Raw genomic sequence first — 25530 nt, 5'->3', positions numbered from 1 at the left:
ATGAAAGACGGAAGGAAGTCATGGTCATGATTGGCAAAATGAAGAGGGTCTTAATAGGCAAGCCGATGAAATCGGCGCAATTGGATGGAGAGAAACTGGGGAAATGGAAGGCTCTCGCGATTCTATCCTCGGATGCATTATCGTCTGTAGCCTACGGTACGGAACAGATTTTACTAGTGCTTGTTGCGGCTGGATTTGCCGCTCTGTGGTATTCTGTGCCGATCTCCATCGCTGTGCTTGGATTACTTGTCATTTTAATATTCTCTTATCGTCAGACGATATTTGCCTATCCTACAGGAGGCGGGGCGTACATTGTAGCGAAGGATAACTTGGGTACAACGCCAAGCTTGATCGCTGGTGGCTCATTGCTGGTCGATTATATCCTCACGGTTGCTGTAAGCTCATCTGCCGGAACCGATGCGATTACGTCGGCATTTCCTGCGCTACATGATCACAGTATAGCGATTGCACTGTTGATGATTGTTTTTCTAACGATTATGAATCTGAGAGGGGTCACAGAGTCGGCTTCCGTGCTGGCGCTCCCGATATATTTGTTTATTTTCTCTATCGCAATTCTCATCATCTCTGGGGGAATCAAGTTCTTCGCTGGAGGTATGCATGCAGCAGTACCTGAATTTGGAACGAGTCTATCGCACGTAAGTATATTCCTATTACTTAAGGCTTTCAGCTCAGGTTGTTCTGCACTAACCGGGGTGGAGGCCGTAAGTAATGCCATTCCGAACTTCAAGCAGCCTGCTGAGAAAAATGCGGCAGGAACCCTACTGCTGATGGGATGCATTCTTGGCGCAATGTTCATCGGCATTACGTTGCTCGCTTTTGGTTATGGCGTGAAGCCTGATCCGCAGTCAACGGTTATTTCACAGATTGCTGAAGCAACCTTTGGCAGAGGCACGATGTATTTTATCATCCAAGGTGTGACAGCACTCATTCTATTCCTGGCTGCGAATACGGCATATTCGGCTTTCCCGTTGTTGTCGTTCATGATGGCCAAAGACAAATATATGCCGCACATGTTCATGGTGAGGGGAGACCGATTAGGCTTCTCTAACGGTATTATTTTTCTAAGTGTAATGTCTGCATTGCTCGTTGTAGGCTTCAAAGGGAACACGGAAAGTCTCATCCCCCTCTACGCGGTGGGTGTGTTCATTCCATTTACGTTATCACAACTCGGCATGATGATTCGCTGGATCAAAGTCAAACCATCGGGCTGGAGAACGAAGTTACTCGTTAATACGGTGGGTATGCTGACGACCTTGTCGATTACCTTAATCTTTATTTTCACCAAGTTCACGCAGACATGGGTTATCTTTATTTTCTTACCACTCGTCGTTTATGGATTCATGCGCATTCACCGTCACTATTGTAACATCGCTGATGAGCTGCGAATTGACATCCAATCGGAGAAGCCGGCTCGAAAAGGGAATACGATCGTGATTCCAGTGGCAGGCATTACACGGGTAGTGATGAATACGATCAGTTATGCCCAGACGATGTCGGATAACGTTGTTGCGCTATACATTGGTTTCGATGATGAGGCCATTCACAAGATGGAGAAAAAATGGGCCGAGTGGAACCCAGGCGTGCGCCTCGTGGTTGTGAAGTCCAGATACCGTAGCATTATGGGGCCTTTAAAAAAATTCATTGATACCGTAGAGTGGAAAACATCTGAGACGGATCATATTACCATTCTTATCCCACAATTCATCACCAAGCATTGGTGGCAAAATGTACTGCATAATCAAACCAGCTTCATGATTCGAACTTACTTGATTAATTACAAGGACGTTATTGTAACAACTGTTCCTTATCATCTTAATCGCTAGACGTAATGACAAGAGATTCATGAGGTTTATGTACAGTTGAAGTTTAAATCCGTTGTTAGAAGCGCTAAGCTTCTGACTTAATAATAACCAGAGCACCTTTGTAAATTGAGATTTTCCAGTTTTGTGTTAAATGAGTGATATTTCAGGAAATGAAAATTTCATTTCACATTTACAAAGACAGCCGCATGAAACTTCCCGAATGAAGGGAGGACATGCGGTTTTTTTGTCATTATATCCATTAATCTGGAAGCTGTTTCAACATGATTCGTTTGGTAAATGCACTTGTCCACGATTAACATTACGTTGATTCAGAATGGATTCTGCAATGATGTTGAACTTATAGACTGATTAAGGTGGTTATGACGCTTGAGTCATGACCGAATGAGCTAGGACATGTCTGAAAACTCACTGAAGTGCATCTTTTACCACCTTTTCGCTCTCTGCTGCGTCATTTTCCCTTGACGTGCCTCGGCACGCCTGCGGAAAACTTCCTTGCTTGGAACGGAAATTCGGTAAAATCTGCGTCCTTCGGAGTTTCCAGACACGCCCTAATCAAGGGGGGAGAAAATCCGATGAGTGAGCTTGATAACCGGATCGGCTTGCCTGCTGCCAGTCGGCGTATATCAAAGACAAGTGAGCGCCGTACGGCTTCGCTCCGCGTACAACGGATGCGGGAAAATCTGCTGGCCTATGGTTTCCTGGCACCATCGCTGCTTTTGTTTGCAGTGTTCCTGTTCTATCCGATGTTTAAATCTGTGTACCTCAGTATGCATTCAACTGATCCTACGGGACAGATTGCTGCCTATGTAGGACTGGATAACTTTAAGGCGGTTTTCCAATCCGGGCTGTTTCTGCAAGGAATGAAAGTGACGTTGCTGTTTGTTTTGTTCACGGTGCCAACGGGCATCTTGGCCGCACTCATTTTGGCTGCGCTAACCCATAACAAATTTAAGGGAATGCGTGTGTTCCAGTTTGTCTTTTCTCTACCCGTTGTATTATCTGTAGGTTCGTCCGCAGTCATCTGGAAGTTTCTGTTCCATCCGACACTGGGCATGCTGAATTATTTATTAGGAAAAGTCGGTATTGATCCGATTCCTTGGCTAACCAGTCCGGATTGGGCACTAATCTCCATTTCGATTATGACCATCTGGATGAATCTTGGATTCAATTACATTATTTTGTCCAGTGGATTGCAAGGCATCCCGGATGAAATCTATGAGAGTGCGAAAATTGATGGAGCAGGACCATTGCTTACGTTTCGCAAAATCTCAATGCCGTTGCTGTCACCTACGCTGTTTTTTGTCAGTGTGGTTTCCATCATTGGTGCGTTCCAGTCGTTTGGTCAGATCAATATTCTAACCCGAGGGGGACCGATGGACAGTACAAACGTATTCGTCTACTCGATCTATCAGGAAGCCTTTGTTAATTTCCGCTTCGGAACAGGTAGTGCACAGGCGCTTATTCTGTTCGCGGTCATTATGCTTCTAACCCTAATTCAGTTCAAATGGGTGGAAAGGAAAGTACATTATCAATGAGAACTCCATGGATGAACACCTTATTGTATGTGCTTCTCACGATCTGTGCAGCACTGGTATTGTATCCGGTCATGTATACCTTTTTCATGGCTGTGATGACGCCCGAGGATGCAAGTGCCTATCCGCCGCATATCATTCCGCAGACGATTGACCTGTCCAACTTCTCCGAAGTATTCGATATCGTGCCTATTGGTACGTTTATCTGGAATACCTTCCTGGTTGCTGGACTGACCATGCTGGGGCAATTGATTACGGCGAGTATGGCTGCATACGCTTTTGCCAAAATGCAGTTTAAAGGGAAAAACGTCATCTTCAGTATGTTTGTCGCGACGATGATGATCCCTTGGGAAGTCACGATGATTCCGAACTATCTGACGGTTCGTAGTTGGGGCTGGCTTGATACGTATCAGGGGTTAACGGTTCCGTTCCTGGCTACGGCGTTTGGTACCTTCCTGCTAAGACAGTTCTTTATGCAACTCCCCAAAGAGCTGTTTGAAGCAGCAAAAATTGATGGCTGTGGACACATTCGATATTTTGTATCGCATGTACTACCGCTGTCTCGCCCAGCACTTGGAACACTAGCGATCTACTCGTTCCTCAGTATGTACAATTCGTATCTGTGGCCGTTGCTCGTAACGAACACCCCAGAGATGAGAACAGTACAGATCGGGATCTCGATGCTGGAGTTCCAGGAATCCACTGCATGGAATCTGGTATTTGCCGGCACGGCGATGGTCATTCTGCCATCTTTGTTGCTGCTGGTGTTTGGGTTGAAACAGCTTGTCCGCGGAATGGCAGCTGGTGCACTGAAGGGTTAGTTCAATCAGAGCTTTACCACCCATTGAAAAAGGTTCTTGCATTCCAATGCTACGAGCGAGTAAACCAGGCTCAATCTTAAAATCTTTTTAGGAGAAAATGCGAAAGTAATGGAAGGAACGAAATCGATTCTGAAGAAGCAACGCGTTTGCGTTTATCACCGGATTTTCCCATTGAAAGAATGGGAGAAAAAAATCTGGGGATAACAGCAATCGGAAGAACGATTCGTTACTGGAATGGCCACTTCGCCTAACTCTAATGAACTGATTTTTGAAATGAGCCCTAAAAAAGGAGAGAGATCATGGTAAAGGGATTTGGTTTGAAAAAAAGAGGAACGTTTGCATTAATGTTGGCAGCACTCATGTTAGTTATCTCCGCATGTGGTACCAAAGCAGACACAAGCAGCACGCCAGCGGCTGGTGGACAAGCGGATGCCGCTGCAGCTACGACTGAGCCTGTTCAATTGAATTGGTGGCACTCCATGTCCGGAGCAGGGGAAAAAGCGATCAATCAACTTGCCTCTGACTTCAACGCTAGTCACCCTGACATTCAGGTCAAAGCAATCTATCAAGGTAAATATGATGAGAGCTTGAACAAACTGAAAGCATCGATGGGATCAGACAGTGGTCCTGACATCATCCAGGTTTATGAGATCGGTAGTAAGTTCATGATTGACTCTGGCATGATTACGCCAGTACAGCAATTTATTGATAAAGATAATTTTGATCTTTCTCAATTGGAGCCAAACATCATTCGTTATTACACCATTGATGGTAAATTGAATGCGATGCCTTTTAATACATCGAACCCAATTCTTTACTACAACAAAGACATGTTCAAAGCAGCGGGCTTGGATCCAGAGAACCCACCGAAGACATATGAAGAGTTCGAACAAGCAGCCAAAGCACTGGGCAAAGACGGTAAACCAGGCGCTTCCATGGCGATCTATGGCTGGTTCATGGAGCAATTCTTCGCTAACCAGAATGCAGATTATGTAAACAATGGTAACGGTCGAGACAGCGCAGCTACGGAATCTCTGTTGAACTCCGAAGCTGGCGTGAAGACATTGTCATGGTGGAAAAAGATGATCGACGAGAAAACCGTATCTAACCTCGGACGTAGCACAGATGATACAACTGCAGCATTCACAGCACAACAAATCGGTATGACACTGGATTCTACGGCTGGATTGCGTAAAATTGTAGAAGGCTCTGGCGGTAAGTTTGAACTTGGAACAGGATTCTTGCCTCGCCCAGCAGATGCAAAAGATGGCGGAGTTGTCGTTGGTGGTGCAAGCTTGTACATCATGAATAACAAATCCGATGCACAACAACAAGCAGCGTGGGAATTCATCAAGTATTTGGCGACACCAGAAGTACAAGCCAACTGGAGCGTTGCGACAGGATACTTCCCAATTACGACAGCAGCTTATGATCAGCAAGTATTAAAGGATAATATGGCGAAGTACCCGCAATTCCAGACAGCAGTCGACCAATTGCACGCTTCCGTTGATTCGACAGCAACTTCCGGCGCAGTTATGGGTGTATTCCCAGAAGCAAGACAAATTGTCGAAGGAGCAATCGAGACAGTTCTGAACGGACAAGGTGAACCTCAGGAAGCTCTTGATGCTGCTGCGAAGCAAATTACAGATAAGATCGCACAGTACAACAGCACAGTGAAGAAATAATGTTAGATTAAACTCATAACAACAACTTAGATGCGGCGGTCGAACATGATCGTCGCATTTATTGTCTTTGGTCGATGTCGACCAGAGGTGGATCAAAGAGAGTCAACTGCAGTCTGAGAATCTGATATCTAGTTTATATGCTAAGCGCGACCGTAGTAAGGAAAATGATTGACACCCTAGCGACTCCTATCATATAATCAGCACGATAAAATGATAATGATTATCATTAATGATTAGGGGAGAAAACACAGATGAAAAAGAGAATGATCCTGCCGTTGATTGTGATCATGCTGTTCACGATCATCGCCAGCGCCTGCGGTAACGATGCTTCAAACAATGTAACCAGTAACAGCAATCAGGAGACTGCTGCTGATACAACAAGTACAGGTGCTGCTCAGGAAGAGACAACGGATACAATTACGTATCAGTCTGAAACTGGCCCTGTAGAGATTCCGGCCAAGCCCGAGAGAATCGTCGCTCTGTCTAATGGCCCTAATATACTTTCTATGGATGTAACACCAGTGGGTGTGGATGAATGGACTGCGGCAAATCCGCTGTTCAAAGACAAATTAAAAGATGTTGCCATCGTAACCGATTCAGATCCAGAGAGCATCGCGGCAATGAATCCGGATTTAATCATCGCAGGTTCAACGGCGAAGAATCTAGAACAACTGTCTAAGATTGCACCTACCATTGTGTATACTTGGGGCAAACTGGACTACTTGGATCAACAGTTAGAGATCGGTAAAGTACTGAATAAAGAAGCTGAAGCACAAGCGTGGATTGATGATTTCACAAAAAGAGCAGAAGATATCGGCAATGAGATCAAAGCCAAATATGGGGATAACGTGACGGTATCCACAATTGAAATATTTGAAAAAGAAGTGTTTGTCATGGGAGATCATTGGGCGCGGGGAACTGAAGCGTTATATCAAGCTATGAAGCTGAATATGCCGGAACAAGTGAAGAATGATACACTACAAGAAGGCTATCACTCCTTATCACTTGAGGTTCTTCCTGAATACATGGGTGATTTTGTTGTACTTAGTAGAGATATGACTCGGGATAATGAAATTATGAAATCTACCATTTGGAGCAATATACCTGCTGTTCAGAATAAACATGTTATTGAGCTGGAAACGAAAGCTGTCACGTATAGTGATCCGACTACACTTGAATATGTACTGAACATCTTCAAAGAAGCGTTTCTTGGTGAATCGAAGTAAGTAGAAGAGCTTATGAGTTCTTTTACACCGATTTAAAAAGGTACCATATACGCACGCACACAAGTTTGGCCTTCACATTTCATAATTTCGCAAAAATAAACAACCTTCTCGCTCATCGAGAAGGTTGTTTTGTGATATACGAGCAGCGTAACATTGCTCGCTTTTTTTCCAAATCCAGGTTGATACAACTCGATTTGGGTTAATTATCTTTTAAATCTTCAACTGAAGTGATGTCCATGTAGGTTGGAACGACAAGTCCTTGTTTCACTCCAGTCATACTTACAGCGATGTCTTCGATTTTGTCTCCATATGAATCCCAATAGTCGCCATGAGTAAGTGGAAGCCAAACGGCTGGAGAAGCATCGATATCACCTGCTGCTAAGCCTGCCCACATAGGACCTGCTTCGACTTGCAGTGCTTGCACGTTGTAACCTAGATCCGTCTCAAGGACATATTTCAGCAGATTTGTACTTGCAATCTCAGAGTCCCATGCAACATAACCTAGGCGTAGCGTATCACCCTTAACAGGTGTAAGCCCTTTGATCCATTCCTCAATTTGGTCTGGATGTTTCTCAGCATAAGTCTTGGCAGCTTGTTCAGGAGAAACACCCTTTTGGATGTCGACCATGATTTCACTCATTTCGTCGGCAGTCCAATTAAAGCGAGAGAAGAACTCGTAAGCTACAGGATGATCTTCTTTAATCCCTTTACGACCAACCGTGTGAACCTCTTCTGCGTCACCGAAAATTAAGTCTGGGTCATCCAGATATTTCAGATCATACTGATTGAACATCCAATGAGGAGTCCAACCAGTAACAATAATTGGTTCTTGATTTTTGTAGGCTTTGTCTAGTGATGCAGTCATTGCTGCTCCAGAGCCTTCAATTAGATTCCAGTTCGTTAAACCATAATTCTCAATGGCATTTGCTGTAGCTTTCATCAAACCTGCACCTGGGTCAATCCCAACGATTTGGTGATTCACTTCGTCGCCCACATTGGTACTTGCTGTTGGAGCGGCAGTAGAAGCAGCAGCGCCCGTTTCCAGATCTTCAATGGAATTAACATCTGTCATATAACTAGGAACCACAAGACCTGTGCGTACACCTGTCATATTAGCACCAAGATCGTCAACTTGATCTTTGTACCGATCCCAATAGTCCGCATGTGTCAGTGGCAACCATGCTGCCGGAGAGGCATCTACGTCACCAGAAGCAACACCCGTCCACATTGGACCTGCTTCAACTTGAAGGGCATTGACTTTGTAACCAAGTTTTGTTTCCATCACATATTTCAAAAGGTTCGTACTTGCGATTTCGGAATCCCAAGCCACATAGCTGAGCTTGAAGGTATCACCATTTACTGGAGTCAGACCTTTTGTCCATTCATCAATCTGATCAGCATGCTTCTCAGCATAAGCTTTAGCTGCGTCTTCTGGAGATGTACCATCTTGAATGGCAATCATCATCTCACCCATCTCATCCGATGCCCAACTGAAGCGGGATAAGAATTCGAAAGCGACAGGATGATCTTCTTTTAGACCTTTACGGGCGATGGTATGAATTTCTTCAGCATCTCCGAAGGATTTTTTCGGATCTTCCAAATATTTCAGATCATATTTGTTGAACATCCAGTGCGGAGTCCAACCTGTAATGATAATAGGTTCTTCATTCTTGATGGCTTTATCCAGTGTAGCAGTCATTGCTGCACCAGAGCCTTCGATGAGAGTCCAATCTGACAGATTGTAATCTTCAATCGCTTTTGCAGTTGATTTCATGATACCGGCACCTGGATCGATACCGATAATTTGATAGTTCACTTCATCACCTACAGCATTAGCTGCTGCGTTGTTTCCGCCAGCGGAAGTTGTACCGCCTACGAAATACTGGGAGAAGCCTGCGAGGAGCACAATAAGTGTCGCTACAGAAGTAATCCAAGCTTTTTGTTTCGATGTAACGCGTGACGTCTTCTTGCGACCTGGCATGAATAGATTCTGTGTGAATCGGTCAAGCACAATGGCAAGCACGACAACAGCGAGACCTGCTTCGAAACCTTTACCAATTTGAAGTTGCGTAACGGCACGATATACTTCGGCACCAATACCTTGCGCACCAATCATGGACGCGATAACGACCATGGAGAGGGACAACATGATGGTCTGGTTAATACCGGACATTACTGTAGGCAAAGCCAGTGGAAGCTGTACTTTGAACAACTTCTGCATGGAAGTTGAACCGAAAGCGTCCGCAGCTTCAACGAGTTCGCTAGATACCTGTTTGATACCCAAGTGCGTCAGGCGAATCGTAGGTGGGATTGCAAAAATTACAGAAGCGATAACGCCCGGAACTACGCCTAAGCTGAAGAACGTTACAGCTGGCAGCAAGTAGACAAATGCAGGCATTGTCTGCATGAAGTCAAGCAGTGGCGTGATGATACGAGCTGCTGTCTTACTATAAGCAAGCCATATTCCGATGGGTACGCCGAGCAGGATCGAGATTAATCCTGATGTGATAACCAGACCGAGTGTATCCATCGATTGAGACCAGTACCCGAGGTTATCTACGAGCAGGAATCCGATAACTGTAAATAGTGTAAGCGGGAGTCGACCCACAATAAATGCGAGAATACCCAAGATTGCGATGAAGAGGAGCGGATGGGGCAACAAGAAGAGCCCAGAGAAATATCCGACAACCCCATGTATAACGGTAGAAATGACATCAAACAATCCGGAGAGCGAGGAGCTCATCCAGTCAACGATGGCTTCAATCCACGATGCTAGTGGTATTTTGGGAATCATTCACAAGTTCCTCCTTTACTGCAACTTCACCGCTAAGTGCACCCAGCAGGGCACCGCGGACGATAACACCTTGCAGACGGCCATTCTCACCAACAACAGCGAGCGGCACATGGGCAGAACTTACCATTTCAAACAATTCATGAATAAGAGTCTCAGGGGCTACCGTCGGTCCATCCGTGATCAGAATGTCGTTCAATACTTTATTTTCGCGCATCGCACGGGTAGCATCTTCTGCTGTAATGACACCTAACAATTTCTTCGAACGGTCAATGACAAACAGGTTGGAAATACCACGTTCGCGCATTAATTCGAGGGCAACACGAGGACCACGGTCTAGTGTAATCGTTTCTGGGCGACGCATAACGTGAGAGGCGGTAAGGACTTTGGACAAGTCCACGTCTTCGACGAAGCGGGCCACATAGGAGTTGGCCGGTTGAATCATAATTTCTTCCGGTGTACCGATCTGCACGACGGCTCCATCCTTCATAAGAGCAATACGATCGCCGATGCGCAGCGCTTCGTCCAAGTCATGGGTAATGAAAATAATCGTCTTTTTCATTTTATCCTGAAGCTCAATCAGTTCATCCTGCATATCACGGCGAATCAGTGGATCGAGGGCGCTGAAGGCTTCATCCATCAACAGCACTTCTGGATCATTGGCAAGCGCACGGGCAAGACCTACACGCTGCTGCATACCACCACTGAGCTCATCTGGCATTTTATCTTCCCAGCCTTTTAGGCCAACCAGTTCCAGTGATGTTTTTGCTTTTTTCCGCCGAACTTCTTTGTCCACTTTTTGGACTTCGAGTCCATACTCCACATTATCGAGAACGGTACGGTGCGGGAACAACGCAAATTTCTGAAAAACCATGCTGATTGTTTTCCGACGTACTTCGCGCAATTGTTCTTTGTTCATCTTACGTAAATCTTTGCCATGAACCAGTATTTCTCCTGATGTTGGTTCGATTAATCGATTAAACATACGAACCAGTGTGGATTTACCACTACCGGACAAGCCCATGATAACGAAAATCTCGCCTTCTTTGATCTCCATGTTGACCCGATTGACACCAACCGTTATCTGTTTTTCTTTGGCCAACTTTTCTTTCCCCCAACCTTGCTCTAACAATTGTAATCCTTGCTCGGTTTGGGGGCCAAACAGTTTACTTACATTCTTCACTTCAAGTATGGTCATGTTTTCACCCCTTCTGATGTGTTGTGCACTTCGAACGGCTTACAGCATCCACAAGCCCATACACTTGTGCGCCCAGCCACGAAATCCGGTAATCGTTGCTTCGCTTCCCGTCTTTCTGGGTAACGTTTTGTATTCTAACAATACTTAACCAGTATATCAACTGAATAAACAGTACATAATGTTTATACAGTAAAAACTGTACAAAGTTTTCCTCCCATATGCTCCGTCTATCTCCTTATTCTGGCTAATTAGAAACCTTTACTTTTCAGAATGCTTTTTCTAAAATAGAAAATGGGTTGAATTGAAGTTAATTTTTTTGGTTAAAAGAGAGTCATAGGCAAATGTATCTTGGCAAAGTTACCATTTTAATACATTGGGTGATCAGAGCCCTCTGGCGTATAGGATGTCCGGCCGGATGCTTTCCCATGTAAGCAGGACTTTGTAAGGGTGCAATTATTTTTGCCAAGACTGGTAATGTTCAGAATGGAGGTTGCAAGCATGGGCTTGGACCATTTACAAGAAGAGCAGCAGGAAACAGTTCTCAGAATCCGGAAACGCGTCATTGAAGCCATTGGGCGCAATATGGATCTATACGGCGTTACGCTGTCCACGGGACACTTATACGGTTTACTTTTTTTTGCGGACAAACCAATGACCCTTGACGATATGGGACGGGAAATGGAAATGAGCAAAACAAGCATGAGTACCGGCGTTCGCACCCTGCTGGATCTAAAAATGGTGAATAAAGTTTGGAGTAAGGGCTCGCGTAAAGATCTATATGAAGTGGAGTATGACTGGCACCAGACGTTCACAGACTATTTCGTAATTAAATGGAGAAAAGCGGTGGAGAGCAATCTTCAGACCCTGCGCAAATCCATTGAAGAACTAAATCGTTTAATTCGTGACTTGGATGAACAAGCTGACGCGGAGCTACTTCATATCCTCATGGAGGACAAGAAGAAAATGCTGCAAGCGGAGGCATATTACAAATGGCTTGATCGATTAATTGATACAATGGAAGATGAAGAAATATACAAGTTAGTCCCTCGGGAAGAAGTTCAAGAACAGTCCTGATCCTGAAAAAAAAGATGATCAACACAAAAAGGCGTTCTCCACACTGGAGGACGCTTTTTCTGCGATTATAATGTAAAAACGTGCACTTAGGCTCTTATAGTGCGTGTTCAAAAAGGCGGTTTTCAGTACCAAGAAGATGGGATGAAGCTAGTAATGGAGTAGCGGAGCGTAGGCAAACCTACGTGAGCAACTACATTGTTTCCTACGGAAACAAGCTTCGTAAGCATCCACTTATTTCGGCTGAATCCCATCTTCGACGTTGAGATGCCACTCGCGCATCCATCGTAATCAAAAGCGAACTTTTTGAACAACCTCTTATAGAGTCCAAGCTGTTTGAGAGAAGGCCGCATACTGCTGGGCAATCTGCTCTAATTCATTCATGATCTGAATCTGTCCGCGAGGTGTCCAGCATATCTCAAACCAATGATGAATGTCATGGACATTACCATGAAGTACAGCAGGTGAGCGGTTCCAGCCTGCCGTCTGCTTCATTCGTCGCATCACTTTTTCACTGGCAGCAAGGGTAGGCACACGTTGAATTAACAGATGGTCTGTATCCAGTAATGGGGTACTCTCTGCTAAGAACTCACTTTGTGGTTGATGGGTAGGGACAAGTTGTGCAGGTTGCAGTCCCAGCTCACCATATAACAATTCTGGCAGTGGATGATTAAACGTACCCTGTATACGAACGAGTTGTGATGTCACTTGAACAAGCGTAATACGCTCATTAGCAAAATAAGTCTGCAGACGCTTGCTCGTCTCCAAGATTCGGAAGGCTAGCTCCTTGATATGAGATAACGCTTGTTTTTCTCTTCCAACCAGTTCACCTATTCGAAGATAGCTTTCGCGCCAGTCCTCCACTTTGTTCAAGATCACAGTGGGTGCAATGCTTTTGAGTGTATCCACATAGGGCCCGTGGTACCAATCTGCGATGATCAAGTCAGGCTTAGCTCTGCGAAGTTTATCTAATTGAGTAGTGAACTGACGATGGGATTCTTTTTCAGCGACTTCTCTGTCATTCCATGCATTAACTGTGGCGACCGGCTCAAGACCTAGGGAAGATAGGTGTTCAGACAGGGCAAGCACCGATGCAGTGGCAACTTTTAATTGATTTTGCTTCATATATAAACTAGGGGAAATACCTACAGTTTGTTTGAATTTGCGATTGAAATAATATTCGTTGCCGTATCCGACGGATTCTGCGATTTCTTTTATAGAATAATCATTTTGTTGTAATTGTGATTTGGCTTTGCAGATTCGTAATCCGTTCAGATAATCAGTAGGGGACATGCCCTTTGCTTTTTTGAAGCTGCGAGAATAAGAGCTTGGCGTAAGTTTGGCAATTTTGGCGAGTTGATCCATGGTGATTCCGTCTCCCATGAAGCGGTGCATATATCGGATACTGCGTTCAAGCGCCGGATCGACTCTTTCTTGATTCGCTTCTAGCCGATGCTCTGAGACGTACTGGAGCAATTCATGGAGCTGGCTATGTATGCTAACAAAATGATCTTGCGTCACACCACGATATGCATCGTACAGTTGTTTAAAGCGCGCCACGATCTGATGTTCCTGACGGACAAGGATTCTGCCTGTATGCCAGTGCAGCGGAAGCCCAGGAACAGATGTCATTTTCCATTCACCTTGGATTTGCTGCACAATGACCGTGCTCATGCTCACCAGAATAAACTCCGTTATATTGGACGAAGAGGTGGCCTCGACGTGTGTACCTTCTTCTAAGACAAACAGTTGGTTGGCCGTAGCCGAATAGAGTTCATTATTAAGGGACAGAAGCCCTTCACCTTGTAAAACAAGGCACAGCATTGGACGGGACACCGCTTTGCTATTCACACGGAAATTCTCTCCACGGCGAACTCGGCACATGGAGGAGAGCAACGGCAGAGATGAAGTTTCACTATTAAAAGAAAGCTGTTCAGTCATACCGACCATCCTTTTTGGTTCATTTTCTTAATGATAACAATTATCATTCTCATATGGAAGTTTTTTTTGAAAATGAATAACGTATAAACAAAAAATACCCCGAACCTTAGTAGGTTCAGGGTATTTCTCACGCAGTAGGAATGCTGCTTAGTTTGATGTAACCAAGCGGATATCGTCAAGGTATACGTCACTAAGTGCTTTTTTGCCTGTGCCGTTGGCGTTTACGTGGTACAACCGATAGAGGTCATTTGCATTGATGTAGAATACGCCTGGCACGTTGTTTCTGAATAGGAAGGTATCCCATTCTTCACCAGTAAGTTTGGTTACCTTGAAAGCTGTTGTAACAGAGTAGAGACCGTTGTTGCCTGAGATGTACACCGTGGTTGGTGTGCTGTTCGTGTACTGATTGGATGCATAGGTTACGTTGTTCAGGTTCAGGGTAGTTGATTTGGTCACCTTGTTGCTAACAAACGTTTTGCCGTAAGCTTTTTTGTCTGCATCAATGATGACTACTTTATCTGTTCCTAGAGCAGTGACTTCTCGCACACTCTTGCTGTGAACCTGGAAGGTCTTGCCCGCAGAAGTCAGAGCAAAGGCTTTGCCTGTTGAATAGTTGTAATCTTTGTTGCTATCAAGCACGATGCCTTTGTTATAAACGTAAAGGTTATTTCCCCAGCCACCGGAGTACACAGCGTTCACATCAAGCTTAGACTTGGGATTAACAGCTGTACCCTTGCCGGTATTGTAGTTTACTTTGTACAGAACCATCGCATTGGTTGAATAGTAATCCTCGTAGGGATCTGTATTGAGCATCACTTGTAACTGATTTTTGGCTTCATTCACTAGGTAACGACTCTCTACAGCACCAGATGCAATCCGTTGCACAGCTCCGCTTCCATTAGAAGCTTTGGAGACAAACCATGTGTTGCCATTAACGAGACCGTTGTAGTATATGCGACCTTTATTGACCGAGAACATCGGGAATTCTGTATCTGCTTTATCGGCAATCTTTGTAGCGGAAGATGCAGCGCTATTTCCATTTGCTCGATAGATCTGTCCGGTTGTATCTAGATAATAAATAAATCCGTTATCGGTGTAGTAGTCGAGTACACCTGTTGCATATGTCTCCGCAGCATCACTTGATCCATCATTCGGGACTCTAAGCAGGGTTGTAGAATTATTGGATGGCAGGTAGTAGAGATAAGAGCCTGCTTCGACCGGATCGGTACCTTCATAATCAATCAATACTTCTGTAGTTTCGCTGCCGTCCCCAGTCACCTTGTAGAGAACGCCATCCGAATCATAATACACGCTAGACTGACTAAGCGTTGCAGCTTGTACCTCAGCCCCACCAACGAGTGTTGCGCCGCCCACCAGTGCGCAGATCAGCAATGCTCCCATGGAGCGCTGCATTTTGGCCAACCATTTGTTCATAATGAAATCGTCACCCTTCTTCATGTTATATATGTATAGACCTTTAAATTATATCGGTAAACAAGGGGAAAAATGTTACAGCTCCCAACTCCAACAGAACTAAAAATGAAATTGAATTTCACTAAAATCCCACTTGAGAGTCCTTCTGTGCATGGTGGTGCCTATTCGGTTCTTAAGCATTCTCGGAGCGAATCAAGCATGATAACATTCGTGTATCCTAGAGCAGAAGGAGTCATGGTAAAATGCTAAATATCGCCATCATTGGATTCGGCAATGCTGTTGTCAATTATCACCTGCCTTATCTGGAGAGAACAAAGGACATCAAGGTGAAGAAGATCTACCGGCGTGAGGAAGATCGCATAGGTGATACAGAAAGAGAAGCGTATTATCCCGATATTACATTTACGATAGATTTCAATGACGTACTTCAAGATACGGAGATTGAATTAATTGTTGTAGCAACACATGTGGACAGTCATGTCGATTATGCGAAGCAAGCCCTAGAGCATGGAAAACACGTATTGGTAGAAAAGCCGTTTGCTGCAACGTCAGCAGAAGCGAAGGACATTTTCGAACTTGCTAAGCGCAAAAATCTAATCGCTATGGCGAATCAGAATCGCAGGTTTGATGGGGATTTCTTAACCTTGAAAAAGGTAATCGAGAGTGGAAAACTGGGTAATATCCATGAAATTCAGTCTCATTATGATTATTTCAAGCCATCCTGGATCAGACCTGGGTTTGGGTTAATGCATGGATTGGCTGTGCATACCATTGATCAAATGGTTTCCCTATTTGGTGTAGCGGATCGAATTGATTACGATGTCCGAAGCTTGGTTTATCCGGGTCAGGCGGATGATTATATCGATATTGATTTTCGCTATGGCTTGACCAAAGTAACGATTAAGTGCAGTTTGTTAGTCAAGATTGCACATCCCAAGTTTGTCGTCCATGGTGATCGTGGTAGCTTCATTAAATATAGCAGTGGTCATCAAACCAAAAATGGAGAAGGGCCAACACAGGTATCCTTTGATCAAGAGCCTGTAGAGAATTGGGGTACACTGACTTATGTAGATGATGAGGGAGAATCTCATACGGAGAAGGTACCTTCTGAGATTACGGATTATGGGCTGCTGTATGAGAGTCTAGTGAGGGCGATCCGACATCAAGGTGAACAACCCGTCAAGAATGAAGAAGTACTGTATGTACTCGATATATTGAGTGATGGAGTTGAGGCTGCGAAGCAAGCCCAATAATATAAATGAACTTAACCATATAGATCTAGTAGGAGTCGCTAATACTACCCATATATAGGATATCAAAAAGATAGAGAACAGAGACCATGGTGGACATCTTGGATAGACGTAACTGTTCATAATATCCATGAGTAAGAAGAGTTTCAGTGCACTGTCTGGACAGTGTTGAATGATTGTTGCTAGTGACTGCGATGACCTTCATGGACTTCTGACTAAGAATTGTGGCTGCATCGATCATAGACAGATTCTCTCCTGTATGTGATATGACAAAAGAGAGCGTTGTCTGACTGGGAGCCATAGTGTTCAAATAATGCAAATTAGGGCTATTGTGAGCAATGGCAGATATGCCGAGTTCATTCCACTTGGTACAGGCTTGTTGGGCTAGATAATAGTTCATGTCGTTACCGTAGATATCAATTCGATGTGATTCTCTGACCCAATCAATAATTCGTTGCAGAACAGAGGGGTTCAACAGACGGCGAGTCTCATTCAGTGCTTGTTCGTAGAGATAAGGAACGGATTCGATTGCTGCGAGTGCATTACCTTGTTCTGCAATCAGTTGATCCTCAGAGTGGAATGGGGTAGAACTAGGCTGATATTCCAGCGCAAGTTTGAGTTGAAAGTCTGGGTACCCTTGGGTACCCAGTTTTTTGCATAAACGGACAATAGTCGAAGCGCTTGTATAGGTTAATTGAGCAAGTTCATGTGCGGTTGAATGAAAAACAATGTGAGGATTGTTTAAAATAAAGTCTACAATATGCTTTTCTTGTGGCGTTAATTTCTCTGCATATTTCAATTTTTGAAGTAGCTGGGATTCCATTCTATCCTGTATGCCTCCTACTAGCATTCTAGGTACATCTCTTCATATCATAACCCTTGAGTTTTGTTTTCTCAATGATCATAGAAGAGACGACACCGCATCAGAATAATCTAAATCTGACTCTCTGCTAATTGCTGGCGGCTGTTCCAGAGTGTAACGAGACGAAGCAGGATGAAGCAGACTAGTAGAAGAATTGCACCAATGAGAAGTAACATGAAAGGACGAATCAGCAGCATTCCACTTGCCTGACCAGCAATGAGAGCAAGTAGTGGAATAACGACGAGACCACCAAGCTGATAGGCTTCCTGAAATCCACGTACTTTGGCTGAGATGAGCACATTGAATAGGATGACCATCAGACTACATGAAGGCACAACCCAGAGAACTAAGATGATCCAGTTGAGATTAGGAAACATCAATTGTCCGAACATCGGGTACATCAGAATATTGGCAATGATGCCATAGATGATGAATGTAACCCAAGATAGCAGCACAGAAGGGATGAAGGCGGCAAGCACTTTTCCTTTGAACAAGGTATCCATGCTGATGGGTATGAATAATAACCCCTCCAATGTCTTGCGCTCTTTCTCACCAGCGAAGCTGTTCGCCGTTAATATGCTGGATGCCATCACTGGAATAATGAGGAACAAAGGAGCGAACATGTACAAGGCAAGGTAATAGACAATTCGATGATTATCCGTAGGCATGGAAGCGAGCTGAGGGATTTGCCCTGAACGCGTGAGTGCATCTAGAGAATCAAGCATAAATTTAAGATTACCTATAGTGCGTAGTTCTGTTCTTGAGGCTACCCATAGGAGGGCGGCAGGCATAATAATACCAATCAGAAGTGGAACAATGATCATAGGAAGCCAGAGCTGCACACTGGCAGTAATAGCTCGAATATCTTTGCGAACAAGTGCACGAATGGCATGGCGTTTATTCATGGTGGTGTGCCTCCCTTATGGCAAAATATATACGCTCCAGATCACTGTTAACAATGCGAGCTTGATACACTTCCCCGTGCGCAGTCAACTGTCTTAACAAGGTTGGAATATCTTCACGGGATTGAAGCTGGAAGACAGCTCGCTGCGCGGATATAACCTCAGGGCTATAACCTTCGACCCGATCCCATCCCTCTGGCAGAACCGCTTCTACTTCGATCCGCGGCGCCGTCTGGTAACGGCTAATAATCTCATGCTCAGTGCCCTCCTCCACTTTGCAGCCATTCTGCATAAATACATAACGGTCACACACGGCTGAGAGCTGGGATAATACGTGAGATGACACGAGAATCGTCAGGTGTTCCTCTGTGTTGAGACGACGAATCATCCGAAGAACCATCTGAATTCCATCGGGATCTAGCCCGTTTGTGGGTTCATCCAGAAACAGAACGGATGGACGGTGTAGCAATACCCGTGCTAGTCCTAATCTTTTTTTCATACCTGTACTGTAGGTACCGACTTTACGATGTTGATACTCTTGAAGCTCCAATAAATCCACAAGTTCGTTTATTCTTCCATCACGCTGCGGAATACCAAAAGCATCTGCAAAGAAAGCCAGGTTGTCACGCCCACTCATATTGTCATACAGCCCACTTTGTTCCGTTAGTGTGCCGCACATGGCAAGAACCTTCTCTGTCTCCACGAACGGATCAAGTCCATGAATTCGAACCTGTCCGCCGGAAGCGCCAAGAACACCATTCATGATGCGAATCAGAGTGGTTTTACCTGAGCCGTTAGGGCCAATCAAACCTGTGATACTGCCTTCTGTAAGGGTAAAGCTAACATCGTTTAATGCTTGATGATCCTTGAACTGTTTAGAGATATTACGAACATTAATCATATGTATTCACCGTCTTTCATACTGATCAGAGCTTCGTTATCGATGATTCTTCCTGCACTTCGCTCGATCCATGTTTGCTAATGATACGAGTAGCTTAGCCAGATCGTTCAATCCTTTTCGAAAATAGTTTTGATGAGTGTTCAAAAGTACTCCTCTGCTTGATTTTAGACATGAATTTGTTTCTTTTTCTATCTTTAGTCCCAAGTGATCAACATAGTTATGAACCTAAAGTCTATTGAATTCGGGTCCCAGGTTTGTTTTCATCCGTTCTTCTACCTAGTATCCTGAATATAAGGTGACTGAAGTCGTTTCAGCGCTAATGCCATTGTGGTAATGATAGGATAGACCCCAATGATCCATATAAAAATGAATTATTCGTCTAACGCCGGTCTTGGTGAACAAGGCCGGCTTGACGCGTGGTTTAACCTATTGAATCTAACCTATCGTTGCTGAAACAATTTATTAATATGTATACATATTTAATTCGTCTAACAGATCAAATGCCATATAGACTATGGAGTTATGGTGTGGTTGGACTTTAAGGAAGGTGAACGAATATGACAGCATCTAATGAGTATCGTTTTCAGGTTAACCTGAGCGGTATGATCCAGATTTTATCGAACCATTTGTACAGCAGCCCTAAAGTGTTTTTACGTGAACTCATGCAAAATGCGACAGATGCGATTACAGGACGCGCGGAAGTAGAACCGGGATTCATGGGGAATGTCCGAGTGGAGCTTACGGGCAGCGGTGAACAGTTAACGATGATGGTAGAGGATAACGGTATCGGATTAACTGAAGCGGATATTCATGAGTTTCTGGCGATGATTGGTCAATCATCCAAGCGGGATCCACAGTCACTTTTGCAAGGAGAGACCTCATTTATTGGCCGGTTTGGGATTGGTCTATTATCCTGCTTCATGGTGAGCAATGAAATTGTTATGCTGACACAGTCTGTGAAGGGTGGACCATCGATGGAGTGGCGTGGGAAGCCAGATGGTACGTATACGATTCGACAGCTGGATACGCAATTATCTCCAGGAACCAAAGTGTATTTGCGCTCGACCCCCGAAGCAGCCCATTATTTTGAAAAGGATTATGTGCAACAGGCGTTGTTCTATTACGGAGCATTACTACCTTACCCAGTTACGCTACACAGTGAAGGTGTGCAGAGCATCGTGAATGCCGAATCGCCTGATTGGCTAATCGCGCCTGAACGTGCAAGAGGGCGGAAATCTGAAGTATTGGCCTTTGGCGAGCGATTGTTAGGTGAGAAATTTCAAGATTTTATCCCGCTGACAACAGCCTCAGGGCGCACAGGGGGGATTGCCTACGTGTTGCCCCATGCTGTGAATTTGAACGTCAAGCGTTCACACCGGGTATATCTGAAGCGCATGCTCATATCGGAGAAGGCAGAGAATATTTTGCCAGAGTGGGCATTCTTCGTGAAATGTCTGATCTGGACAGATGAGCTTCAGCCAACGGCATCACGGGAGCATTTTTATGAAAATGAGAAGCTTGAAGAAGTGCGCTCTGAATTAGGAGGTGCTCTTCGTCAAGGACTAGCTGATATGGCTGAGACTCAGACAGAACGATTACAGAAGATTATTCGTTTACATGCGTTGTCTATGAAGGCTCTTGCTGTGGAGGATTTGGAGTTCTATCGCATGATTCACCGCTGGTTGCCGTTCGATAGTACCCGAGGTCACCGGGAGTTAGGAGAACTTCTGGAGGAGCAGGAGACACTCTATTTCACCACAACGGTAGATGAGTATCGTCAGATTCATCACGTTGCTTCTGCCCAATCCATGCTGGTCATTAATGGCGGTTATATATATGACAGTTCACTGATGGAGAGCCTGCCTATGGTGGCAGAGAACGTGAATACCGAACGGATTGAGCCAGATGAAGTGTCGATGAGCTTTACCGATGTCCCGCCAGATGAACGCAATCGTTATTATGATGCCTTGCGTCTTGCCGATTCAGCCTTACAGCGTTTTCGCTGCCGAGCAGAGGTTAAAGGGTTCAAACCAACCGACCTGCCGGTGCTGTTCACACTTTCACAGGAATCGTCAACGCTACGTGCACTAGAGAAAGCAAGTGAAGAGACTACGGATTTATTTTCATCCGTACTTGGCTCCTTATCTTCTGGCTTTGGATCGGCAGGATATTCGACGTTATATCTGAATGTAAGTAATCCCGTAATACAGCGGGTCTTAACGTCACCAGACCCTCAGATGACACCGATTGCCATTGAAATGTTGTACGTGAATGCCTTGATGATGGGTCATTACCCGATGAACCGCCAAGAGCTTGAAGTCATGAATCAAGGTATTGTTCGTTTCATTGATTGGGGTCTGCAGGCGAATACGAAACCACAGGAGGGACATGAATGAGAACGGAGATGGATTTTGAAGACTTAATGGAAGAGGCTTATGGACTCCCGAACGGGCCTGCCAAACTGGGGATGTTAGAAGAAGCGGCTAGAATAGCTGATCTGAGTGGTATGGAGGAGGAGGCGTACGAAGCTCGTTCCGAAATTGTTGAGGTGGCTTCCTTCTGTGGCTATCCCATGAAAGCCTTGATTGCATTCTCCTGGCAGTTGGGGAAATTCGATCAGCAGCCGGAGTTATATGACGAAGAAACATTGATGTGGTCGTATAAATGGATTCTGGGGAAAATGACGATCTTCCCTGAAATTTCACGTGATAAAATTATGGAGCTTCTCGAGGACTTCGGACGTCGTTTCCAATCATTTGGATATAGTGATCGTTCGTACTGGTATTATCGCTTCCGTGTCTATATGGATCTCGGTGAATTGGATGAAGCTAGTGCGAGCTATGCCAAGTTCAGAGACCTCGAACGTGACTATATGAGTGATTGTGAGGCGTGTGAGCAGGATGAGATTATGCGCTACTGGGACAGAATGGGTGATGATGAGAAGGTGCTGCAGACAGCCAAGCCCATCTTGAAGGGTCGCATGAGCTGTGCCGAGATTCCACACTTGACCTTGTCCGAGGTTCTTATGCCATTATATCGATTGGGTAAGATCGAAGAGGCGCATGTTCACCAGAAAAATGGTTATCGATTGATTAAGGGACAGAATGATTTCGTGCAAAGTTTCGGCGAACAGATGGAATTCTTGACGTTAACTGATCCTGCGAAGGGCATTGATATACTGGAGGAAAGCCTTGTGCTGGCGATGGATCATGAAGATCCTTTTGCCAAAATGATCTACTATGCACATGCCGCTTCGCTATTACGGCGCTGGGCAGAAGAGTCACCTGGCTATCGCCTGCGCCTACCCGCATCGTTTCCGTATGACGGAGATCCAGGAGATCTGATTAAGCTTGCAGATTATTTCGGAGATTACGCCAAATCGATGGCAGAACAATTTGATCAACGGAATGGCAATCGCCACGTTTCATCGTTGATAGAGAAGCGTTAAACATAAACAAAATTTTGGAACAGAGAGATTGACTGAAGCGATCGTATATGTTCAATTGTTCTGTTCGATATGTTAAGTGAACCTGTAGCTCATGGTGGGATTGTTCAATCCAGCCATGAGCTTATTTATTAGCTGAATGGAGTTATGCTTTGTTTTTACGATAGACTTCACGATAATAGATGCCGATGTGGGCAATCCAGATTACAGAAAGAACAACGATAGGAAATGGGGCAAAGGTGAAAAGTATGGAATATAGCACCATAGAGACCATCCCCGCACTAAGTAATACATTTATGTTGCGGAAGGAACGATAGGCTGCGCGATAGACGGTCCACTTCTCGCCTTCATCAAGTTTATCAAAGTGCTCCTGATGCATGTTACTTGAGTTTAAATCCAACGTACGATCTGGAAAATAATTATTATATCGTTTAAGAGTTATGTTCTGAAGGAAAATAATGATAAATATGGCGATGACCGCAACGATTAAGTTAATCAGATTAAACATTTCCGAAGAGCCAGTAACTGTTCGTGTTGAAGCAAGTAATGACAGAGCAAGAGCTCCCCAAGTAAACGACAGGATCACATTGAAATTGCTAATGATCATTGCTCTGCCTAATGAACGTTCCGCAGGTGAATCAAGGGTATCGGCATCACTGTAGAGGTCTTCTTCCGGATTCAGTTTAGTAGGAATACGAACCAGAATGGCTGTATTGCATGCAAACAACGCCAGAACCAAAAAGCCAAGAATGCCGAACAGCAGATCGTAATTGTAGTATACAGAAAAAGTCCAGTCTAGATTGGCAGGTGCTTTCAGCAAGATACTCGAGACCAAAAAACCAACGATTGCTCCACCAGCCATGTACAGCGGTAGACGTAACCAACGATACTTGGAATTTACGCTTGTAGTTGAATTAGTCATGTGAATCTCCACCCTTCAATTCAAAAATTTGTTCAACAGGTTCATTAAAAACTTTGGCTATTTTCAATGCCAGAACGACAGAAGGAGAGTAATCTCCGCGTTCAATGAGGGCAATGGTTTGACGAGAGGCGTTGATTAATTTAGCCAGTTCTGCTTGAGATAGACGGTCTCTGGCTCGTAACTCCCGAACATGATTGTGTAATTCTTCCACTTGCTCACCTCCTGATTGAATTGTATATTATAATATACAATTTGTAAACGATAATATACAAATTAAATAAGATAATATACAAAAAAACAAGGATGCACGGCAAAAAACCTCCGTGAAACTTTATTCGGAGGCGAAGTGGATAAGTAGTATAAAATGCAAACTTCATTTGAACTATGCCTTATTTTCTAGACTTGGAACCAAGCAACTAAGAAGCATCTGCAACAGAGACAGAATCATGATGAGTCGGTGTGACCGGTGACTGCAACGTTAATGTCTGACGGAAAAAGAATAACGAAGTGATTCCGAGCAGCGCATACAGGGCTGCCATCCCGTATGAAGGGAGGAAGGCACCAAGCGTGAGTCCCAAGCTTCCGAGCAATGCAGCTACATTGTAGCTCATGCCGTCAACAGCCATATAGGCAGCTCGATTCGCATCTGGGATCATTCCTGCAAGTAGAACTTGCCGGACGGGATTATACATCAGTTCCCCAACCGTGAGTATTACGGTGCAAATGATGAGCAATAGCGTCCAGTTACTGAATCCGAGAAAGGCAAATCCAGCAGTGTACAGACACATGCCAACCGTCATCACTTTTTGAGTAGGTAGCCGTCCCATCCATTTGGTGAAAGGAATGGCAATGAGTACAACGAGTACGGTGTTAATAGCCATAATGAGACTGAACATTTGCAAACCTGTGATATCCCAATGGAGCAACTGAGCACTGAATTCGTTTTTTAGCCTCACCGCAATGTACTTGTCTAATTGAAATTCTAGAGAGACTGCTAATACGGTAGCGGTGAGGAAGATCATAAATCGCTTGTCTTTAAGGACATCGATGTAGGTATAGAAGATGTTTTTAGGAGCGGTTGGTTTTGTTCTGTGAGACAGGATCGCATGTCTTCTATCCATTGTTTCGTGAATATAAAAGACAAGGATAACTAAGGTGACTAGACTCTCTACCCATACGATACTAAATAGGATGAAGCGGAAGGATTCAAATAACAATCCCCCCATCAAAGCACCGATCGTAATCGCAGCGTTGGTTGTCCAGTATTGCAGTCCATATACATAATGGCGTTCAGATTCACTGCTTACATCAACAATCATGGCGTTGGCAATCGGAACAGTGATCCCGGAGCTTAAGCTGCTAAGGAAAAACATCCAGCAGGTTAAAGGGACTGAATTAAGCCATGGCGAGTTAGCGGCAGCTAACCAGAAAAGTGCGAATACCTGCAGTATTTGAGCAATGACCATCCATTTTTTTCTTCCAATCCGATCAGCCCAATACCCAGCCCATAACCCAACCAACATGGAGCCGATAATGTTAATCGTCAGTAACAAGCCTGCCCAGCCTGCACCAATCTGAAGACTCAGGTAGATCGCCATAAAAGGAATAATGGATTTCTGTGTCAGGTCCGTAAAGAAATCGGTGATGATTCGAATCTGAATATTGCGATGTAAGTCGGTGTATCTCATATGGTTTCAGTCTTCCT

The 25530-nt window shown here is 44.5% G+C and carries 19 protein-coding genes; 9 read left to right on the top strand and 10 right to left on the bottom strand.

The window, feature by feature from the left end; all coding sequences use genetic code 11:
- Positions 1-26 precede the first annotated feature (26 nt).
- The 5 genes from MH215_RS10780 to MH215_RS10760 all read left to right on the top strand — a co-directional run bounded on the left by MH215_RS10780 (position 27) and on the right by MH215_RS10760 (position 7108).
- Positions 27-1844 carry an APC family permease gene (locus MH215_RS10780; protein ID WP_239290150.1) on the top strand — a complete coding sequence of 606 codons (1818 nt, stop codon included), beginning with the start codon at positions 27-29 and terminating at the stop codon, positions 1842-1844.
- A gap of 572 nt (positions 1845-2416) precedes the next feature.
- Positions 2417-3379, top strand: a complete 963-nt coding sequence (locus tag MH215_RS10775) for a carbohydrate ABC transporter permease (RefSeq protein WP_239290148.1) — start codon at positions 2417-2419, stop codon at positions 3377-3379.
- An 11-nt stretch (positions 3380-3390) separates the two neighbouring features.
- On the top strand, positions 3391-4197 hold the full coding sequence (locus MH215_RS10770; protein WP_239290146.1) for a carbohydrate ABC transporter permease: 807 nt from the start codon (positions 3391-3393) through the stop codon (positions 4195-4197).
- Between the two features lie 299 nt (positions 4198-4496).
- Positions 4497-5882 carry an ABC transporter substrate-binding protein gene (locus MH215_RS10765; protein ID WP_164848628.1) on the top strand — a complete coding sequence of 462 codons (1386 nt, stop codon included), beginning with the start codon at positions 4497-4499 and terminating at the stop codon, positions 5880-5882.
- Between the two features lie 251 nt (positions 5883-6133).
- On the top strand, positions 6134-7108 hold the full coding sequence (locus MH215_RS10760; RefSeq protein ID WP_239290144.1) for an iron-hydroxamate ABC transporter substrate-binding protein: 975 nt from the start codon (positions 6134-6136) through the stop codon (positions 7106-7108).
- A 199-nt stretch (positions 7109-7307) separates the two neighbouring features.
- Here MH215_RS10760 and MH215_RS10755 read toward each other — a convergent pair whose 3' ends face one another.
- Positions 7308-9902 carry a glycine betaine ABC transporter substrate-binding protein gene (locus MH215_RS10755; RefSeq protein ID WP_239290142.1) on the bottom strand — a complete coding sequence of 865 codons (2595 nt, stop codon included), beginning with the start codon at positions 9900-9902 and terminating at the stop codon, positions 7308-7310.
- Positions 9868-11097: a quaternary amine ABC transporter ATP-binding protein gene (locus MH215_RS10750; RefSeq protein ID WP_239290140.1), complete on the bottom strand. Its 1230-nt coding sequence runs from the start codon at positions 11095-11097 to the stop codon at positions 9868-9870. The genes MH215_RS10755 and MH215_RS10750 overlap by 35 nt, the downstream gene beginning before the upstream one ends.
- A gap of 498 nt (positions 11098-11595) precedes the next feature.
- On the opposite strand from MH215_RS10750, the gene MH215_RS10745 reads away from it, so the two are divergent.
- Positions 11596-12171, top strand: a complete 576-nt coding sequence (locus MH215_RS10745) for a GbsR/MarR family transcriptional regulator (RefSeq protein WP_056699698.1) — start codon at positions 11596-11598, stop codon at positions 12169-12171.
- A 315-nt stretch (positions 12172-12486) separates the two neighbouring features.
- Here MH215_RS10745 and MH215_RS10740 read toward each other — a convergent pair whose 3' ends face one another.
- Together MH215_RS10740 and MH215_RS10735 are read right to left on the bottom strand one after the other, a co-directional pair.
- On the bottom strand, positions 12487-14109 hold the full coding sequence (locus tag MH215_RS10740) for a helix-turn-helix domain-containing protein (RefSeq protein ID WP_239290138.1): 1623 nt from the start codon (positions 14107-14109) through the stop codon (positions 12487-12489).
- A 147-nt stretch (positions 14110-14256) separates the two neighbouring features.
- On the bottom strand, positions 14257-15543 hold the full coding sequence (locus MH215_RS10735; protein WP_239290137.1) for a DUF5050 domain-containing protein: 1287 nt from the start codon (positions 15541-15543) through the stop codon (positions 14257-14259).
- A gap of 242 nt (positions 15544-15785) precedes the next feature.
- On the opposite strand from MH215_RS10735, the gene MH215_RS10730 reads away from it, so the two are divergent.
- Positions 15786-16796 (top strand): Gfo/Idh/MocA family oxidoreductase, encoded by a 1011-nt coding sequence (locus tag MH215_RS10730; RefSeq protein WP_239290136.1) that lies wholly within the window; start codon positions 15786-15788, stop codon positions 16794-16796.
- A 25-nt stretch (positions 16797-16821) separates the two neighbouring features.
- Here MH215_RS10730 and MH215_RS10725 read toward each other — a convergent pair whose 3' ends face one another.
- The 3 genes from MH215_RS10725 to MH215_RS10715 form a co-directional block, all read right to left on the bottom strand.
- The gene (locus MH215_RS10725) at positions 16822-17616 is read right to left on the bottom strand and encodes a MurR/RpiR family transcriptional regulator (RefSeq protein ID WP_239290135.1); all 795 of its coding nucleotides are present in this window, start codon (positions 17614-17616) and stop codon (positions 16822-16824) included.
- Between the two features lie 110 nt (positions 17617-17726).
- Positions 17727-18560, bottom strand: coding sequence for an ABC transporter permease subunit (locus MH215_RS10720; protein WP_239290134.1), 834 nt, complete (start codon positions 18558-18560; stop codon positions 17727-17729).
- Positions 18553-19458 carry an ABC transporter ATP-binding protein gene (locus MH215_RS10715; protein ID WP_239290133.1) on the bottom strand — a complete coding sequence of 302 codons (906 nt, stop codon included), beginning with the start codon at positions 19456-19458 and terminating at the stop codon, positions 18553-18555. The genes MH215_RS10720 and MH215_RS10715 overlap by 8 nt, the downstream gene beginning before the upstream one ends.
- A gap of 557 nt (positions 19459-20015) precedes the next feature.
- On the opposite strand from MH215_RS10715, the gene MH215_RS10710 reads away from it, so the two are divergent.
- A complete protein-coding gene (locus MH215_RS10710) occupies positions 20016-21854 on the top strand; it encodes an HSP90 family protein (RefSeq protein ID WP_239290132.1) in 1839 nt (612 codons plus the stop codon).
- Positions 21851-22906 (top strand): hypothetical protein, encoded by a 1056-nt coding sequence (locus MH215_RS10705; RefSeq protein ID WP_239290131.1) that lies wholly within the window; start codon positions 21851-21853, stop codon positions 22904-22906. Before MH215_RS10710 ends, MH215_RS10705 begins: the two co-directional genes overlap by 4 nt.
- Positions 22907-23048: 142 nt before the next feature.
- Here the strand turns inward: MH215_RS10705 and MH215_RS10700 are convergent, their stop codons facing one another.
- The 3 genes from MH215_RS10700 to MH215_RS10690 all read right to left on the bottom strand — a co-directional run bounded on the left by MH215_RS10700 (position 23049) and on the right by MH215_RS10690 (position 25513).
- Positions 23049-23825 (bottom strand): DUF3169 family protein, encoded by a 777-nt coding sequence (locus MH215_RS10700; protein WP_239290130.1) that lies wholly within the window; start codon positions 23823-23825, stop codon positions 23049-23051.
- Positions 23818-24036 (bottom strand): helix-turn-helix transcriptional regulator, encoded by a 219-nt coding sequence (locus MH215_RS10695; protein WP_056699668.1) that lies wholly within the window; start codon positions 24034-24036, stop codon positions 23818-23820. The genes MH215_RS10700 and MH215_RS10695 overlap by 8 nt, the downstream gene beginning before the upstream one ends.
- A 205-nt stretch (positions 24037-24241) precedes the next feature.
- Positions 24242-25513 carry an MDR family MFS transporter gene (locus MH215_RS10690; protein WP_239290128.1) on the bottom strand — a complete coding sequence of 424 codons (1272 nt, stop codon included), beginning with the start codon at positions 25511-25513 and terminating at the stop codon, positions 24242-24244.
- Positions 25514-25530 lie beyond the last annotated feature (17 nt).

Source organism: Paenibacillus sp. ACRSA, assembly GCF_022346845.1.
In the GTDB taxonomy this organism is placed as follows: Bacteria; Bacillota; Bacilli; order Paenibacillales; family Paenibacillaceae; genus Paenibacillus.
Note: the sequence above shows the minus strand (reverse complement) of the source record. Positions and strands in the feature narration are given on the sequence as shown.